Annotated in this window: 2 protein-coding genes and 1 pseudogene; all 3 read left to right on the plus strand. The window is 73.4% G+C overall.

Annotated features, from left to right (window positions below; genetic code table 11):
• Positions 1 to 13: 13 nt before the first annotated feature.
• A complete protein-coding gene (locus ABTZ99_RS33530; protein ID WP_499617035.1) occupies positions 14 to 7,618 on the plus strand; it encodes an SDR family NAD(P)-dependent oxidoreductase in 7,605 nt (2,534 codons plus the stop codon).
• A gap of 27 nt (positions 7,619 to 7,645) precedes the next feature.
• Positions 7,646 to 18,514 (plus strand): annotated as a pseudogene (locus tag ABTZ99_RS33535) (SDR family NAD(P)-dependent oxidoreductase); the annotation flags it as partial.
• Positions 18,511 to 19,416, plus strand: coding sequence for a proline iminopeptidase-family hydrolase (locus ABTZ99_RS33540; RefSeq protein WP_499617037.1), 906 nt, complete (start codon positions 18,511 to 18,513; stop codon positions 19,414 to 19,416). The pseudogene ABTZ99_RS33535 and the gene ABTZ99_RS33540, both read left to right, overlap by 4 nt.
• Positions 19,417 to 19,461 lie beyond the last annotated feature (45 nt).

Raw genomic sequence — 19,461 nt, forward strand, 5'->3', positions numbered from 1 at the left:
GGCTGTGGGGCGGTTGTCCCGGGGGGGGGGTTCGGTCGTTGGGGGGGCGTTCTTCAGCGGCCGTGGTCGGCCGGTCGACCTGCCGACCTACGCGTTCCAGCGCGAGCGGTACTGGCTGCGCGAGCAGCGGTCCGGCGTTGACGCGGCGTCCATGGGCCTCGGGCAGGTCGAGCACCCGTTGCTCTCGGCGGTCGTGCCGTCGCCCGCGTCCGACGGCGTGGTGCTGACCGGCAGGCTGTCGGTCGGCGCGCTGCCGTGGCTGGCGGATCACGACGTGTTCGGCAGCGTGCTGCTGCCCGGGACGGCGTTCGTGGAGCTCGCGGTCGAAGCGGGTGACGAGGTGGGGTGCGGCACGCTCGAAGAGCTGATGCTGACCGCGCCCCTGGTGCTGCCGACGACCGGTGGTGTGGCGGTGCAGGTGGTCGTGGACGCGCCGGACGGCGCCGGGCGACGCGCGGTCTCGGTGTACTCGCGGGCGGGCGGCTCGGACGCCCCGTGGGCGCTGCACGCCGAAGGTGTGCTCTCGGCGCGGACCCCGGCTCCTGCGTTCGACCTGGGGCAGTGGCCGCCGGCGGGTGCGGAGCCGGTGGACGTCGACGGCCTCTACGACGCGTTGGCCGACGCGGGACTGAACTACGGGCCGGTGTTCCAAGGGCTGAAGTCCGCCTGGCGGCACGGCGACGACGTGTTCGCCGACGTGGCCCTGCCGGAGGACGTGGACGGCTCGGCGTTCGGGATCCACCCCGCGCTGCTGGACTCGTGCCTGCACGCGATCGGTCTCGCCGGTCGGGGCGGTGGGCGGACCGTGCTCCCGTTCTCCTGGTCCGGGGTCACGCTGCACGCCGTCGCCGCCGGTCGGGTGCGCGTCCGGATCAGCCCGGCCGGCGAGGGCGCGGTGACGTTGCAGCTCGCGGACGCCGATGGCGCGCCGGTCGCGTCGGTGGCGTCGTTGGCATTGCGCCCGGTGTCGGCGGACCAGCTGGCTTCGTCGGCCGCGGAGTCGTTGTTCCGGGTGGAGTGGTCCCCGGTGTCGGCGTCCCCGGTATCGACGTCCCTGGTGTCGGTGGATGCCGTGGTGCTGGAGGCCGGTGCGCCGGGGGCTGACGCTGCGGGGGTGCGGGCTGAGGTGGCGCGGGTCCTGGCCGAGGTGCAGGACTGGTTGGCGCGGGGCGACGACTCGTCGTTGGTCGTCGTGACCCGAGGTGCGGTGGCGTTCGGTGACGTCACGGATCTGGCCGGTGCCGCGGTGTGGGGTCTGGTGCGGTCCGCGCAGTCGGAGAACCCGGATCGGGTCGTCCTGGTGGACACCGACGCCGATCTCGACGCGGCCGCCGTTCTCGGCACCGGCGAGCCGCAGGTGGTCGTGCGGGACGGCGTCATGCACGGTGCCCGGTTGGCGCGGGTGGCGGAAGCCGGGTCCGAGGCGCGGTTCTCGGGTCGCGTCCTGGTGACGGGTGCGACGGGTTCGCTCGGCAAGCTCGTCGCCCGGCACCTGGTCACCGCGCACGGCGTGACCGACCTGCTGTTGACGAGTCGACGCGGCCTGGCTGCCCCGGGGGCACCCGAGCTGGTGGCCGAGTTGGCCGAGGCCGGCGCCGAGGTCGAGCTGGTGGCCTGCGACGTGGCCGACCGGGAGGCACTGGCCGGGCTGCTGGCCGGGCGTCCCGTCGATGGCGTCGTGCATGTCGCCGGTGTGTTGGACGACGGGGTGATCGCCTCGTTGACGCCCGCACGGGTGGACGGGGTGTTGCGTCCGAAGGTGGACGCGGCCTGGAACCTGCACGAGCTCGTGGGTGACGTGTCGGCGTTCGTGCTGTTCTCCTCGGCCGCGGGCGTGTTCGGCAACCCGGGTCAGGCCAGTTATGCGGCGGGCAACGCGTACCTGGACGCGTTGGCGGCCCACCGCCGGGCGAACGGGCTAGCGGCGCAGTCGCTCGCCTGGGGCCTGTGGGCGGACGAGGCCGGCATGGGCGGTGCGGCGGAGGTCGAGCGGATCCGGCGGACCGGTGTGCTCGCCCTGTCCGCGGCACGTGGTCTGGCGTTGTTCGACGCCGGAACCGCCGTGGACGCGCCCGCGCTGGTGGTGATCGACCTCGACCTGTCCGGCGCCGGTGACGACGTGCCGCCGTTGCTGCGCGGCCTGGTTCGTCGCCGTGCCCGCCGAGTGGCCGGCGGTTCGTCGGTGTGGCGTGAGCGGTTGGCGGGGTTGGCGCAGGAGCAGCGGCTCCCGGTGTTGGTGGAGTTGGTCCGGACGCAGGCCGCGGCGACCTTGGGGCACGCGGGTCCGGAGGCGATCGACCCGGAGCAGGCGTTCAACGACCTGGGCTTCGACTCGTTGTCGGCGGTCGAGTTCCGCAACGGCCTGAGCGCCGCGGTGGACATGGTGCTGCCCGCGACCCTGGTCTTCGACTACCCGACGCCGTTCGCGCTGGCGGAGCACCTGCTCGGCGAGATGTCCGGCACGGGTGAGCGCGCGCGGGCGGTCGTGGCGACGACGTCGGTGACGGACGAGCCGATCGCGATCGTCGGCATGGCCTGCCGCTACCCGGGCGGTGTGTCGTCGCCGGAGGACCTGTGGCGGTTGGTGGCGGACGGTGTGGACGCGGTGGGCGGGTTCCCGACGGATCGTGGTTGGGACGTCGAAGGCGTGTACGACCCGGAGCCCGGTGTCACGGGCAAGACGTACACCCGTGAGGGTGGCTTCCTGTACGGGGCGGCGGAGTTCGACCCGGCGTTCTTCGGGATCAGCCCGAACGAGGCGTTGGTGATGGATCCGCAGCAGCGGTTGTTGCTGGAGGCGTCGTGGGAGGCGGTCGAACGGGCGGGTATCGACCCGGTTTCCTTGCGTGGCAGTGACACCGGTGTGTTCGCGGGGATGATGTACCACGACTACCCGGCCAACAACAGCACGGGCGCGGTCGCCTCCGGCCGCGTCTCCTACACGCTGGGGCTGGAAGGGCCCGCGGTCACGGTGGACACGGCGTGCTCGTCGTCGCTGGTGGCGCTGCACTGGGCCGTCCAGGCGCTGCGGTCCGGTGAGTCTTCGCTCGCCCTCGTCGGCGGTGTGGCCGTGATGGCGACGCCCGAGGTGTTCGTGGAGTTCAGCCGTCAGCGCGGGCTGTCGCCGGACGGTCGGTGCAAGTCGTTCGCCGGTGCGGCGGACGGCACCGCCTGGGCCGAAGGCGTCGGCGTGCTGCTCGTCGAGCGGCTGTCGGACGCCCGCCGCAACGGGCACCGCGTGCTGGCGGTCGTCCGTGGCACGGCGATCAACCAGGACGGCGCGTCGAACGGGTTCACCGCCCCGAACGGCCCGTCCCAGCGCCGGGTGATCCGGCAGGCGTTGGCGAACGCCGGGCTGATGACCGCCGACGTCGACTTGGTGGAGGCGCACGGCACCGGCACGACGCTGGGTGACCCGATCGAGGCGCAGGCGTTGTTGGCCACCTACGGTCAGGACCGCGCCGAGGACGCGCCGTTGTGGTTGGGGTCGATCAAGTCGAACATCGGTCACACGCAGGCCGCGGCCGGTGTCGCCGGGATCATCAAGATGGTCGAGGCCATCCGGAATGGCGTGATGCCGAAGACGCTGCACGTTGACGAGCCTTCGCCGCACGTGGACTGGGCGGCGGGCAACGTGCGGTTGCTGACCGAGGCGCGGGAGTGGCCGTCGAACGGGCACCCGCGTCGGGCCGGAATCTCGTCGTTCGGGATCAGCGGCACGAACGCGCACGTGATCGTCGAGGAACCGGTGGCGGTGGACGCGGGCGACACCGGTGTCGAGCTGCCGGTGGTGCCGTGGGTGCTGTCGGGTCGTTCGGCCGAGGCGGTGCGTGCTCAGGCTGTGCGGTTGGCGTCGTTCGTGGGCGCTGATGTCCGGCCGGTGGACGTCGGCTTGTCGTTGGCTGGTCGTTCGGTGTTCGAGCACCGGGCGGTGGTGGTCGGTCGGGATCGGGACGAGTTGGTGCGCGGCTTGGCGGATGTCGTGCCGGTGGTGGCGCGGGCTGGTGGTGAGACCGCGTTCTTGTTCACGGGGCAGGGTTCGCAGCGGCTCGGCATGGGTCGTGAGTTGTCGGCGGCGTTCCCGGTGTTCGCGGGTGCGTTCTCTGAGGTGCTCGCGGGCTTCGACCCGGTGTTGCGGGAGGTGATGTGGGGTGAGGACGCGGGGCGGTTGGACCGCACGGAGTTCACGCAGCCTGCGTTGTTCGCGTTCGAGGTGGCGCTCTACCGCTTGTTGGAGTCGTGGGGCGTTCGACCGGACATGCTCGCAGGGCACTCGATCGGTGAGATCGCCGCCGCCCACGTGGCCGGGGTGTTGTCCCTGACGGACGCGTGCCGGTTGGTGTCGGCGCGGGCGAGCCTCATGCAGGCGTTGCCCGAGGGCGGCGCGATGGTGGCGATCAAGGCCACCGAAGCGGATGTGGTGCCGTTGTTGACGGAGGGCGTGGGCATCGCGGCGGTGAACGGGCCGGATTCCGTGGTCGTCTCGGGTGTCGAAGCCGAGGTGCTGGCAGTGGCCGCGAAGTTCGAGCGGTCGAAGCGGTTGTCGGTGTCGCACGCGTTCCACTCGGTCCTCATGGACCCGATGTTGGACGAGTTCCGCGCCGTCGTGGGCGAGCTGACCTTCCGCGCACCGGCCATCCCGATCGCCACGACCGGCGACGTGACCGATCCCGAGTACTGGGTCCGGCACGTCCGCGACGCGGTGCGCTTCCACGACGCCGTGACACAACTGCGGGGTCGGGGCGTGAGCAGGATGGTCGAGGTCGGGCCGGACGGCGTGCTCAGCGCGCTGGTCGAGGACGGCATCGCCTTGCAGCGCAGGGGACGTGACGAGGCGGTCACCCTGGTCACCGGCCTGGGCCGGCTGCACACCGCCGGTGGGGCGGTCGACTGGTCGGCGTTCTTCAGGGGCAGCAACGCCCGCAAGGTGGACCTGCCGACCTACGCGTTCCAGCGCGAGCGGTACTGGCTGGACACGGTGGACTACCTGGCCGAGTCCTGGATCGCCGACGAGATCGGCAACGTGAAGTCGGCCGGACTGGTGGTGTCCGAGCACCCGCTGCTGGGTGCGGTGATCGAGTCGCCCGACTCCGAACGGGTGGTGTTGACGGGGCGGCTCGGCGTCGACCGGCAGCCCTGGCTGGCGGATCACGAAGTGCACGGCACGGTGCTGCTGCCCGGCACGGCCTTCGTGGAACTCGCCGTCCGGGCCGGTGACCACGTCGGGTGCGGTGTGTTGGAGGAGATGACGCTGACCGCGCCGTTGGTGCTGCCGGCGAACGGCGGAGTCGCGTTGCAGGTCGTGGTGGACGCGCCGGACGGCGCCGGCCGGCGTGCCGTGTCGGTGTACTCGCGTCCCGAAGAGGCCGACGTGCCGTGGGTGCTGCACGCGGTGGGCGAGCTGGCCGAGGAGGACGTCACGCCGGCGTTCGACCTGGCGCAGTGGCCGCCGGCCGGCGCGCGGCCGGTCGACCTCGACGGCGCGTACGAGCAGCTGGCCGATCAGGGCTACGGCTACGGGCCGGTGTTCCGAGGGCTCAAGGCGGCCTGGAAGGTCGGGGACGACGTGTACGCCGAGGTCGCGTTGCCGGACGGCGCGGACGCCGCGCGGTTCGGCCTGCACCCGGCGCTGCTCGACTCGGCGCTGCACGCGCTCCGGGTGGCGGCCGGTGACGGTGACGACAGCGGGACCGCGCCGCCCGCGATGCTGCCGTTCTCCTGGTCCGGGGTGTCGTTGTTCGCGGCCGGGGCGTCGCGGCTGCGGGTCCGGTTGGCCCCGGTGGGCGAGGGCGCGGTCGCGCTGCTGGTCGCGGACGGCACGGGTGCGCCGGTCGCCCGGGTCGGCACGCTGGCGATGCGTCCCGTGTCGGCCGAACAGCTCGCGGCCGGTGCGGGGACGTACGAGTCGCTGTTCCGGCTGGAGTGGGCTCCGGTCACGGCGTCGGGGCCGGTGGTCGCGGACGCCGTCGTGCTGGAGGCCGGCGCGGCGGGTGCGGACCCGGCGGGGGTGCGGGCCGAGGTGTCCCGCGTCCTGGCCGAGGTGCAGGACTGGCTGGCGCGGGGCGACGGCTCCTCGCTCGTCGTGGTGACGCGGGGTGCGGTGGCGTTCGGCGAGGTCACGGACCTCGCCGGCGCCGCGGTCTGGGGCCTGGTGCGGTCGGCCCAGTCGGAGAACCCGGGTCGGGTCGTCTTGGTGGACACCGACGCCGATCTCGACCTGCCGGCCGTCCTCGGGACCGGTGAGCCGCAGGTGGTCGTTCGTGACGGCGTCATGCACGCGGCCCGGTTGGCGCGGGTCTCCCGTGGGTCGGAGTCGGACGGCCAGGCGTTCTCGGGTCGGGTCCTGGTGACGGGCGCGACGGGTTCGCTCGGCAAGCTCGTCGCCCGGCACCTGGTCACCGCGCACGGCGTCACTGAGCTGCTGTTGACGAGTCGGCGCGGCCTGGACGCGCCGGGCGCGCACGACCTCGTGGCCGAGTTGGCGGAGGCCGGGGCCAAGGCGGAACTGGTGGCCTGCGACGTCGCCGACCGGGAGGCCTTGGCGGAGCTGGTGGCCGCCTACCCGGTGGACGGCGTGGTGCACGTCGCGGGCGTCCTCGACGACGGTGTGATCGCCTCGTTGACGCCCGAACGGGTGGACGGGGTGCTGCGCCCGAAGGTCGACGCCGCGTGGAACCTGCACGAGGTGGTCGGGGACGTGTCGGCGTTCGTGCTGTTCTCCTCGGCCGCGGGTGTCTTCGGCAACCCCGGTCAGGGCAGCTACGCGGCGGGCAACGCCTACCTGGACGCGTTGGCGGCCCACCGCCGGGCCAACGGCCGGGTGGCGCACTCGTTGGCGTGGGGCCTCTGGGCCGACGACTCCGGCATGACCGGTCAAGCCGACGTGCAGCGGATGCGGCGGTCGGGCGTGCACGCCCTGTCGACCGACGACGGCCTGGCGCTGTTCGACACCGCCGTGTCGCTCGACCTCCCGGCGCTGGTGCCGATCGGGTTGGACCTGTCCGGCGCCGGTGGGGACGACGTGCCGCCGCTGCTGCGCGGCCTGGTTCGTCGCCGTGCCCGCCGGGTGACCGGTGACGCGGCGGGGTCCGGGTGGCGGGACCGGCTGACAGGCCTGAACGACGACGGCGAGCGGCTCGCGGTGTTGGTGGAGCTGGTGCGGACGCAGGCCGCGGCGACCCTGGGCCACGCGGGTCCGGAGGCGATCGACCCGGAGCAGGCGTTCAACGACCTGGGCTTCGACTCGCTGTCGGCGGTCGAGTTCCGCAACGGCCTGAGCGCCGCGGCGGACCTGCGGCTCCCGGCGACGCTGGTGTTCGACTACCCCACGCCGCGGGCGCTGGCGGAATTCCTGCGCGCCGAGCTGGCGCCCGAGGCCGCCGACGAGGCGCGGGCGCACGAGGAGCAGGTCCGGCGCATCCTGCAAGCCATCCCGCTCACCCGGCTGCGCGACGCGGGGCTGCTCGACAGCCTGCTCGAACTGGGCGGGGCGGGCGATCGGCAGGTCCAGGCCGGTCCGGGGGCGGCCGCAGACTCGATCGACGAGATGGACACGGAAAGCCTCATCAGCATGGCGTTCGAGGGCATCGACCTCGACGACGCGACTCAGGGAGCGTGAACGGGAATGACCGGCCCGAACGACAAACTCGTCGAAGCGCTCCGCGCGTCGTTGAAGGAGACCAAACTCCTGCGCGAGCAGAACCAGAAGCTCACCGCCACCCAGCGCGAACCGATCGCCATCGTCGGCATGAGCTGCCGCTACCCGGGCGGTGTCTCGTCGCCGGAGGACCTGTGGCGGCTCGTCGCGGACGGTGTGGACGCCGTGGGCGGGTTCCCGACGGATCGTGGTTGGGACGTCGAAGGCGTGTACGACCCGGAGCCCGGCGCGGTCGGCAAGACCTACGCCCGTGAGGGTGCGTTCCTGCACAACGCCGCCGACTTCGACCCCGCGTTCTTCGGGATCAGCCCGAACGAGGCGTTGGTGATGGATCCGCAGCAGCGGTTGTTGCTGGAGGCGTCGTGGGAGGCGGTCGAACGGGCGGGTATCGACCCGGTTTCCTTGCGGGGCAGCGATACCGGTGTGTTCGCGGGGATGATGTACCACGACTACCCGGCCAACAACAGCACGGGCGCGGTCGCCTCCGGCCGCGTCTCCTACACGCTGGGGCTGGAAGGGCCCGCGGTCACGGTGGACACGGCGTGCTCGTCGTCGCTGGTGGCGCTGCACTGGGCCGTCCAGGCGCTGCGTGCGGGGGAGTGCTCGCTGGCGCTCGTCGGCGGTGTCGCGGTCATGGCGACGCCGGAGACCTTCGTGGAGTTCAGCCGCCAGCGCGGACTGGCGAAGGACGGTCGGTGCAAGTCGTTCGCGGGCGCGGCGGACGGCACCGGCTGGGGCGAGGGCGTCGGCGTGGTGCTGGTGGAGCGGTTGTCGGACGCCCGCCGCAACGGCCACCGCGTGCTCGCCGTGGTCCGCGGGTCCGCGATCAACCAGGACGGCGCGTCCAACGGTCTCACCGCGCCCAACGGCCCGTCGCAGCGCCGCGTGATCCGGGCGGCCCTCGCCAACGCCCGCGTATCTGTGGATCAGGTCGACGTGGTGGAGGGTCACGGCACCGGCACGACGTTGGGCGACCCGATCGAGGCCCAGGCGTTGTTGGCCACCTACGGCCAGGACCGGGTCGAGGACGCGCCGTTGTGGTTGGGGTCGATCAAGTCGAACATCGGCCACACCCAGGCCGCCGCCGGCGTGGCCGCCATCATCAAGATGGTCCACGCGATCCAGCACGGTGTGATGCCGAAGACGCTGCACGTGGACGAGCCTTCCCCGCACGTGGACTGGGCGGCGGGCAACGTGAAGCTGCTGACCGAGGCCCGGGAGTGGCCGTCGAACGGGCACCCGCGTCGGGCCGGCATCTCGTCGTTCGGGATCAGCGGCACGAACGCCCACGTGATCATCGAGCAGGCGCCCGAGGAGGAGGCCGAGCAGGCGACGGCGGAGCTGCCGGTCGTGCCGTTGCTGGTGTCCGGGCACGACGCCGAGGGTGTGGCCGCACAGGCGCGCAAGCTGCACGACTGGTTGCTGGACCACCCGTCCGTGCGGCCGACCGACGTGGCCTTCTCGCTGGTGACCACGCGTGCGGCGTTGTCGCACCGGTCGGTGGTGGCCGGTCGGGACCGCGACGAGCTGGTGCGTGCGCTGGCCGGGCTGGTGCCGGCGTTCACCCGGTCCACGGGCTCGACGGCGTTCTTGTTCACGGGGCAGGGTTCGCAGCGGCTCGGCATGGGTCGTGAGCTGTCGGCGGCGTTCCCGGTGTTCGCGGGTGCGTTCACGGAGGTGCTCGCGGGCTTCGACCCCGTGCTGCGGGACGTGATGTGGGGTGAGGACACCGAGCGGTTGGACCGCACGGAGTTCACGCAGCCTGCGCTGTTCGCGTTCGAGGTGGCGCTCTACCGGCTGTTGGAGTCGTGGGGTGTTCGGCCGGATCGGCTGGCGGGGCACTCGATTGGTGAGATCGCCGCCGCCCATGTCGCCGGGGTGTTGTCCCTGACGGACGCCTGCCGGTTGGTGTCGGCGCGGGCGAATCTGATGCAGGCGTTGCCCGAGGGCGGCGCGATGGTGGCGATCAAGGCTGCCGAGGCCGAGGTGGTGCCCTTGTTGACCGGCGGTGTGGGCATCGCGGCGGTGAACGGCGCGGACTCGGTCGTGGTTTCCGGGGTCGAGGCCGAGGTGCTGGCGGTGGCTGCGAAGTTCGAGCGGTCGAAGCGGTTGTCGGTGTCGCACGCGTTCCACTCCGTGCTCATGGACCCGATGCTGGACGACTTCCGCGCGGTGGTGCGGGAGTTGAGCTTCCAGGCGCCGGAGATCCCGATCGTCACGTCGGGTGATGTGACGGATCCGGAGTACTGGGTTCGGCACGTCCGGGACGCGGTGCGGTTCCACGACGCCGTGACGCGGTTGCGGGAGGAAGGCGTCGGCCGGTTCGTGGAGGTCGGCCCCGACGGCGTGCTGAGCGCGCTGGTCGAGGGCGCGATCGCGTTGCAGCGCAGGGGACGTGACGAGGCGGTCACGCTGGTCACCGGCCTCGGGCAGCTGCACGGCACCGGCGGCGCGGTCGACTGGCAGGCGTTCTTCGCCGGCCGCGGCACGCGGGTCGACCTGCCGACCTACGCGTTCCAGCGCGAGCGGTACTGGCTGGACACGATGGACTACCTGGCCGAGTCGTGGATGGCCGACGAGATCGGCAACGTGCGGTCCGCGGGGCTCGCGAAGGTCGAGCACCCGTTGTTGGGCGCGGTGGTCGAGTCGCCCGACTCGGAACGAGTGGTGTTGACCGGGCGGCTCGGCACCGACCGGCAGCCGTGGCTGGCCGACCACGACGTGCTCGGCAGCGTCCTGCTGCCCGGCACGGGCTTCGTCGAACTGGCGGTGCGCGCCGGTGACCAGGTCGGCTGCACCACGTTGGAGGAGCTGACCCTGACCGCACCCCTGGTGCTGCCGCCGGGCAAGGCGGCCGTGGTGGAGGTCGTGGTCGACGCGCCCGACGGGAACGGTCGGCGGCCGGTGTCGGTGTACTCGCGGGAGGAGGGCTCCGCCGCGCCGTGGACGCTGCACGCCCAGGGCGCGTTGTCCGAACGTGCGGTCGTGCCCTCCTTCGACCTGGCGCAGTGGCCGCCGGCCGGCGCGCAGCCGGTCGACCTCGACGGCGCGTACGAGCACCTGGCCGACCAGGGCTACGGCTACGGGCCGGTGTTCCAGGGGCTCAAGGCGGCCTGGCGGCACGGCGAGGACGTGTACGCCGAGGTCGAGCTGCCCGCGCAGAACGCCGACGCCGCGCGGTTCGGGCTGCACCCGGCGCTGCTCGACGCGTCCCTGCACGCGATCCTGGTGCACGACGACGGCAACCGCGACGGCCGGACGGTGCTGCCGTTCGTGTGGAGCGGGGTCACGCTGCACGCCGCCGCCGCGCACGCGGTCCGGGTGCGGATCACCCCGTCCGGACGGGACAGCATCGCGCTGGCCGTCGCGGACCAGACCGGCCTGCCGGTCATGTCGGTCGAGGCGCTGGTGTCCCGACCGGTGTCGGCCGCGCAGCTCGACGTGCGGCCCGACCACCGCGACGCGCTGCTGCACATCGGGTGGCAGCAGGTCCCGGTCGCCTCGGCCGAGGAGTCCGACGACGTGCTGTTCGCCGTGACCACCCCGGACGGCGCCGTCACCGACCGGGTCCGTGCCGTCACGGCCGCCGTGCTCGACCGGCTCAACGCCGAGCACGCGGGCACGCTGGTCGTGGTGACCACCCACGCCGTGGCGGTGGGCCCGGACGACGTGGTCGACCTCGCGCAGGCCCCGGTGTGGGGTCTGGTGCGGGCCGCGCAGGCGGAGAACCCCGGCCGGTTCGTGCTGGTGGACACCGACGGGTTCGACGAGTCGCTGGTCCGGGCGGCGGTGGCGACCGGTGAGCCGGAGATCGCGCTGCGCGCCGGGCAGGCGCACGTGCCCAGGCTGGCCAGGACGTCCGCGACCGGCGACCGGCCGCGGTGGCGCGAGGGCGGCACGGTGCTGGTCACGGGTGGCACCGGTGGACTGGGTGGCCTGGTGGCCCGGCACCTGGTGGTCGAGCACGGCGTGAGGCACTTGGTGTTGACGAGTCGCCGTGGCCTGGCAGCGCCGGGTGCGACCGAGCTGCGCGAAGAGCTGACCGCGCTCGGTGCGGAGGTGACGATCGCGGCGTGCGACATGGGTGATCGTGCCGCGGTGGCGGCGTTGCTGGCCGACATCCCGGCCGAGCACCCGTTGACCGGTGTCGTGCACGCCGCCGGCGTCGCGCGCAACGGCGTGGTCGGCGCGGTCACCCCGGAGCAGGTCGAGGACGTGTTCCGCCCCAAGGTGGACGCCGCCTGGCACCTGCACGAGCTGACCGCGGAGGTGGACCTGGCCGCGTTCGTGCTGTTCTCCTCGGCGGGCGGCCTGGTGCTGGCCGCCGGGCAGGCGACGTACGCGGCGGCGAACGTGTTCCTCGACGCCCTCGCGCACCACCGCCACGCCGAAGGGCTGCCCGCGACGTCCCTGGCCTACGGGCTGTGGGGCGTGGACGCGGGCCTCGGCGCGCTGCTCGGCGAGGTCGACCTGGACCGGGTGCGCCGCCAAGGGCTCCCGCCGCTGACGCTCGACGAAGGCCTCGGCCTGTTCGACGCCGCGCTGGAGACGGGCCGACCGGTGCTCGTGCCGCTGCGGGTCGACGCGGCCACGGCACGCACCCGCATCGGCGACGTGCCCGCGTTGCTGCGCGGACTGGTGCGCGCTCCCGCGCGTCAAGCGGCCCGGAGGGGTTCGAGCGAGCTGGTCAGGCAACTGGACGGCCTCGACGACGCCCGGCGCCTCGACGCGCTGCTCGACCTGGTGCGCGGCCACGTCGCCGCCGTCCTCGGGCACGCCTCCGCCGACGCGATCGAGCCCGACCGGGCGTTCCAGGAGCTGGGCTTCGACTCGCTGTCGGCGGTCGAGCTGCGCAACGCCCTCAACACCGTGACCGGCCTCGACCTCCCGGCGACCCTGGTGTTCGACCAGCCGTCCGCGCGGGCGGTGGCGCTGCACATCGAGGAGACGCTGGCCGGCGCCGCCGCCGCGACCGCCGCGGTCGTCACCAGGGTGGCGGTCGACGAACCGATCGCCATCGTCGCGATGGGCTGCCGCTACCCCGGCGGCGTCACCACGCCGGAAGACCTGTGGCGGGTCGTGCTGGACGGCGTCGACACGGTGACCGGGTTCCCGGACAACCGCGGCTGGGACGAGGTCTACGACCCCGAACCCGGCAAGCGCGGCAAGAGCTACACCCGCGAGGGCTGCTTCCTGCACGACGCGACCATGTTCGACCCCGGGTTCTTCGGGATCAGCCCGAACGAGGCCGTCGCCATGGACCCGCAGCAGCGGCTGCTGCTGGAGATCGCCTGGGAGGCCCTGGAACGCGCCGGGATCGACCCGGTCTCGCTGCGCGGCAGCGCCACCGGCGTGTTCGCGGGCCTGATGTACCACGACTACGGGCAGGGCTCGGACCGCGCGCACTCCAGCGGTGGCAGCCTCGTGTCCGGCCGCGTCTCCTACACCCTCGGGTTGGAGGGACCCGCGGTCACCGTCGACACCGCGTGCTCGTCGTCGCTGGTCGCGCTGCACCTGGCGATCCAGGCGCTGCGCTCCGGCGAGTGCTCGCTGGCGCTCGCCGGTGGCGTGACGGTGATGTCCACGCCGGACATGTTCGTCGACTTCAGCCGCCAGCGCGGGCTCTCCGCCGACGGCCGGTGCAAGTCGTACGCGGGCGCGGCGGACGGCACCGGCTGGGGCGAGGGCGCCGGTCTGCTGCTGGTCGAACGGCTGTCGGACGCGCGCCGCAACGGGCACCCGGTGCTCGCCGTCGTGCGCGGGACCGCGCTCAACCAGGACGGCGCGTCGAACGGCTTCTCCGCGCCGAACGGGCCGTCCCAGCAGCGGCTCATCCGGCAGGCCCTCGGCGTCGCCGGACTGTCCACTTCGGACGTGGACGTGGTCGAGGGCCACGGCACCGGCACGACGTTGGGCGACCCGATCGAGGCGCAGGCGCTGCTGGCCACCTACGGCCAGGACCGGACCGACGACGCCCCGCTGTGGTTGGGGTCGATCAAGTCGAACATCGGCCACACGCAGGCCGCCTCGGGCGTGGCCGGGGTGATCAAGATGGTGGAGGCCGTCCGGCGCGGTGTGATGCCGAAGACCCTGCACGTGGACGAGCCGTCGCCGCACGTGGACTGGGCGGCGGGCGGCGTGCGGCTGCTCACCGAGGCGCGCGAGTGGCCCGCGGTGGACCGGCCGCGGCGGGCGGCGGTCTCGTCGTTCGGCATCAGCGGCACCAACGCGCACGTGATCATCGAGCAGGCCGACCCGGTGCAACCCCGGCCCGAGACGCCGACCGTGACCGGTTCGGTCGTGCCGTGGCTGCTGTCCGCCCGGACGGCGGAAGGTCTCCTCGCGCAGGCCGCGTCGTTGCGGTCGCACCTGGTGGACCGGCCGGACCTGCGCGGTGTCGACGTCGGCTTCTCGCTGGCCACGGGCCGTTCCCGGTTCGAGCACCGGGCCGTGCTGGTCGGCGAGCACCGGGGCGAGCTGATGCGGGAGCTGACCGCGCTGGCCGAGGGCCGGGGCGCGTCCGGCGTGGCGCGGTCGACCGGCTCGACCGCGTTCCTGTTCACCGGTCAGGGCTCGCAGCGGGTCGGCATGGGCCGTGAGCTGTACGGGGAGTTCCCGGTGTTCGCGCGGGCGTTGGAGGAGGCGGCGGCCGGGTTCGCGCCGGAGCTGCTGGACGTGATGTGGGGCTGGGACGAGAAGGCGGTCAACCGCACGGAGTTCACGCAGCCTGCGCTGTTCGTGTTCGAGGTGGCGCTCTACCGCTTGGTGGAGTCGTGGGGCGTGCGGCCGGATCGGGTGGCGGGTCACTCCATCGGTGAGATCGCGGCGGCCCACGTGGCCGGGGTGCTCTCCTTGGACGACGCGTGCCGGTTGGTGTCGGCCCGGGCGAGCCTGATGCAGGCGTTGCCCGAGGGCGGGGCGATGGTGGCGGTCAAGGCCACCGAGGCCGAGGTGCTGCCGCTGTTGACCGAGGGTGTGAGCATCGCGGCGGTCAACGGGCCGGATTCGGTGGTGGTTTCCGGGGTCGAGGCCGAGGTGCTGGCGGTGGCCGCGAAGTTCGAGCGGTCGAAGCGGCTGGCGGTGTCGCACGCGTTCCACTCGGTGTTGATGGACCCGATGCTGGACGACTTCCGCGCGGTGGTGCGGGAGTTGAGCTTCCGTGAGCCGACGATCCCGATCGTCGCGGCCGGCGACGTGACGGATCCGGAGTACTGGGTGCGGCACGTCCGCGACGCCGTCCGGTTCCACGACGTCGTGGTGCGGCTGAGTGAGCAGGGTGTCGTGCGCTTCGTGGAGGTCGGCCCGGACGGGGTGCTCAGCGCCCTGGTCGAGGACGGCATCCCGTTGCAGCGCAAGGGCCGTGACGAGGCCGTCACGCTGGTGACCGGCATCGGTCGGCTGCACACCGCCGGCGGGACCGTGGACTGGCGGGCCTTCTTCGCGGGCCGCGCCGCCCGGCGGGTCGACCTGCCGACCTACCCCTTCCAGCGCCAGGAGTACTGGCCGGACGAGCAGCTGCTGCTCACCCCGGACATCGCGGCCACCGGCCTGGCGACGGTCGAACACCCCCTGCTGGGTGCGGCGGTGCCGCTGGCCGACTCCGGCGAGCTGCTCCTCACCGGACGCCTCGCCGCCCACGCGCAGCGCTGGCTGGCCGACCACCGCGTGTTCGACAACGTCCTGGTCCCCGGCTCCGCGCTGGTCGAGCTGGCGGTCCAGGCCGGTGACCGGGTCGGCTGCGACGTGCTGGCGGAGCTGACCCTCGGCGCACCGCTCGTGCCCGCCGAGAAGGGCTCGCAGGTGCAGGTGCGCGTCGGCGCGGCCGACGACGGCGGGCGACGTCGGATCACCATCCACTCCCGCCCCCAGGACGCGGAGCCGGACGAGCCGTGGACGGCGCACGCCGACGGCGTGCTCGCCGCCGGGACCGGGGCGCCCGGCGCCCGGCTGGACGAGTGGCCACCGCCCGGCGCCGAGCCCGTCGACCTCGACGGCGCGTACGAGTTCCTCCAGGACCGCGGTTACGGGTACGGCCCGGCGTTCCAGGGCCTGCGGGCCGCGTGGCGGCGCGGTGACGACGTCTACGCCGAGGTCTCCCTCCCGGAGCAGAGCCGCGCCGAAGCCGCCCGGTACGGGCTGCACCCCGCGCTGCTCGACGCCGCGATGCACGCGTTGAACTTCGCCGGCGACGATGACGCCGACGGCACGCGCACGATGCTGCCGTTCTCCTGGTCCGGCGTGACCCTGCACGCCACCGGCGGCACCGCGCTGCGGGTCCGGCTGAGCCGGTCGAGCGAGACGGCGTTCGCGCTCACCCTGGCCGACGCCGCCGGCGCGCCCGTCGCCACCGTCGCGGCGCTGAACCTGCGCCCGGTGTCGGTCGAGCAGCTGACGGCGGGCCGGCGCGACGCGTCGGTGCTGCGCGTCGACTGGAACCAACTCGCCACGCCGGAGGACCGGGTGGAGCTGGTGCCGCTCGCCGAGGTCGCCGACGGCCGCCCGGCGCCGGCGCACGTCCGGCTGCGCGTCGAACCGGTCGGTGACGACGTGCCGACGCGCGTGCGGTCCGCCACGACCGCCGTGCTCGCCGCCGTGCGGACCTGCCTGGAGGACGAGCGCTTCACCGGCACGACCCTCGTGGTGGTGACCCGGCACGCGGTCGACACCGGTGACGGCGTGGTGGACGTCGCGCAGGCCCCGGTGTGGGGTCTGGTGCGGGCCGCGCAGGCCGAGAACCCGGGCCGGTTCGTGCTGGTGGACACCGACGACCGGGCCGTGTCCGCGGGCGCGGTCGACGCCGCCGCGGCCGCCGGGGAGCCGGAGATCGCGGTGCGGGGCGGCCGGTTGAGCGTGCCGAGGCTGGTCCGGCACACCGATGTCGGTGACTCGCCGCGGTGGCGCGAGGGCGGCACGGTGCTGGTCACGGGTGGCACCGGCGGTCTGGGTGGTCTGGTGGCCCGGCACCTGGTGGTCGAGCACGGCGTGCGGCACTTGGTGTTGACGAGTCGGCGTGGTGTGGAAGCGCCGGGTGCGACCGGGTTGCGTGACGAGCTGACGGCGTTGGGCGCGGCCGTGACGATCGCGGCGTGCGACGTCGGCGACCGTGCCGCGGTGGCGGCGTTGGTGGCGGGCATCCCGGCCGAGCACCCGTTGACCGGTGTCGTGCACGCCGCCGGCGTCGCGGACAACGGCCTCGTCGGCACCATCACGCCCGAGCGGATCGACCCCGTGCTGCGGGCCAAGGCGGACGCCGCCTGGCACCTGCACGAGCTGACCGCGGAGGTCGACCTGGCCGCGTTCGTGCTGTTCTCCTCCGCGGGCGGGCACGTCCTCGCGTCGGGCCAGGCGCCCTACGCGGCGGCGAACGTGTTCCTCGACGCCCTCGCCGCGCACCGGGCGGCCTCCGGGCTGGCCGCGACGTCGATGGCGTTCGGCCTGTGGGCGGTCGACACCGGTCTGAGCGCCTACCTGACCGAAGCCGACCTGCACCGCCTGCGCCGCCAGGGCCTGCCCGCGCTGACCGAGGCCGAGGCGTTCGCCTCGTTCGACGCGGCGCTGGCGGCGGGCGTGCCGGCGCTCGTGCCGCTGAAGGTGGACGTCCAGGCGCTGCGGTCCCGCACTGACGAGATCCCGGTGCTGCTGCGCGGTTTCGCACCGGCACGCCGGCGTGGCGCGGCGGAGGCGGCGGAAGCGGGCGCGCTGCGGCAGCGGCTCGCCGGGCTGGACGAGGCCGAGCAGGAAGTCGTGCTGCGCGACCTCGTGCTCGGGTACTGCGCGATGCTGCTCGGCCACACCGACCCGGCCGCCGTCGACCCGGAGCGCGACTTCCTGGAGTCCGGGTTCGACTCGCTCACCGCGATGGAGCTGCGCAACCAGCTCAACGCGGCCACCGGGCTGAGCCTGCCGCCCATGGTGGTGTTCGACAACAAGAACCCGGCGGAGCTGGCCAGGTGGGTGCGCTCCGAGCTGTCCGTCGGCACCACGGCGGCGCCGGTCGCCGCCACGGCGGACGACTCGCTCAGCGCCCTGTTCCGCGCCGGGCTGGAGGAGGGGCGGGTCGGCGAGGCCTACGACCTGCTCCGCGCCGTGGTCGCGCTGCGGCCGAAGTTCACCTCGGCGGCCGACCCGGCGGACGTCCCGTCGCCGGTCACCATGCGCGAAGGGCCGGCCGGCGCGCCGCGCCTGATCTGCCTGAGCACGCCGATGGTCACCGGCGGCCTGCACCAGCACTCGCGGGTGGTCGGGAACCTCAGCACGCCGCGGCACGTCGTGGGCATCCCCACGCCGGGCTTCGTCGCGGGGGAGGGCCTGCCCGCCTCCGTGGACGCCGCCGTCGAGGTGCTCGCCGCCGCCGTGCTCAAGGCCGCCGAGGGCGAGCCGTTCGTGCTCTTCGGCTACTCGTCCGGCGGATCGCTGGCCTACTCGGTCGCCGGGCACCTGGAGCGGACCGGGGCGGCGCGGCCCGCGGGCGTGGTCATGCTCGACTCGTTCAAGATCCTCGACGAGGGCTCCGGCGCGGCCATGCCGATCCGCGAGCTGACGCTGGGCCTGTACGAGAAGGAGTCCCTGTTCGGCCGGTTCGACAACGCCCGGCTGTCCGCGATGGCCTGCTGGTTCGACCTCGTGCCCAACCTGCGGATGGACCCGGTCGAGGCGCCCGTGCTGTTCATCCGGTGCACCGAGAGCTTCCTGGACCTGCCCGAGGGCCAGCAGGACTGGCTCGCCGAGCCGCTGGAGCCCACGCACGCCGTGCGGTCCGTGGCGGCCAACCACTTCACCGTCATCGAGGAGCGCTCCGCCGACACCGCGAAGCTCGTCGACGGCTGGCTCGACTCGATGGAGAGGGACGACCGATGAGGATCAAGCCGACGTCGAAGGGCCTGGCGCCGTTCGGGGAGCACCACACCTGGTACCGGGTGACCGGAGACCTGCGCTCCGGTCGCCCGCCGCTGGTGGTCGTCCACGGCGGGCCGGGCAGCACGCACGACTACCTCCAGAACCTGGCCGTCCTCGCCGAGCGCGGCCACCCCGTCGTGCACTACGACCAGCTCGGCAACGGCGGCTCCACGCACCTGCCCGACCGGGGTCCGGACTTCTGGACCGTGGAGCTGTTCCTGGCCGAGCTGGACAACCTCCTGGAGCACCTGGGCATCGCCGACGGGTACGTGCTCTACGGGCACTCCTGGGGCGGGATGCTCGCCACCAAGCACGCCGCCGCGCGGCCCGCCGGGCTGCGCGGCCTGGTGGTGGCCAACTCGCCCGCGTCCTACCCGTTGTGGTTGCGGGAGATGGAGGTGCTGCGCGCCCGGCTGCCGTTCGGCGTCAACGACACCCTGCTGCGGCACGAGGCCGCGGGCACCACCGACAGCGAGGAGTACGCCAAGGCGATCATGCCGTTCTACACCGAGCACGTGTGCCGGCTCGACCCGTGGCCGCGCGACTACCTGGCCTCGTTCTACGAGATCGTCAACGACCCGACCGTCTACCACGCCATGAACGGGCCGAGCGAGTTCCACGTCATCGGCACCCTCAAGGACTGGTCGGTGATCGACTGCTGCCCGCTGGTGGACGTGCCGACGCTCGTCGTCTCAGGCCGGCACGACGAGGCGACGCCCGTGACCGTGCAGCCCTACGCCGACCTCGTGCCCGACGTGCGGTGGGAGCTGTTCGAGGAGTCCAGCCACCTGCCCAACCTGGAGGAGCCGGAGCGCTTCACGCAGGTCCTGCGGGACTACCTGGACGGCCTGGCGGCCCGGTAGGGGGAGCTAGGGGTGTGCCGGGCACGGGACCGCGCCACACACTCG

This window comes from Actinosynnema sp. NPDC002837 (assembly GCF_040295345.1).
In the GTDB taxonomy this organism is placed as follows: domain Bacteria; phylum Actinomycetota; class Actinomycetes; order Mycobacteriales; family Pseudonocardiaceae; genus Actinosynnema.

Bases quoted from the DNA above. Each gene is read 5' to 3' on its own strand.
- ABTZ99_RS33540 (WP_499617037.1), top strand. From the start codon at position 18,511: ATGAGGATCAAGCCGACGTCGAAGGGCCTGGCGCCGTTCGGGGAGCAC.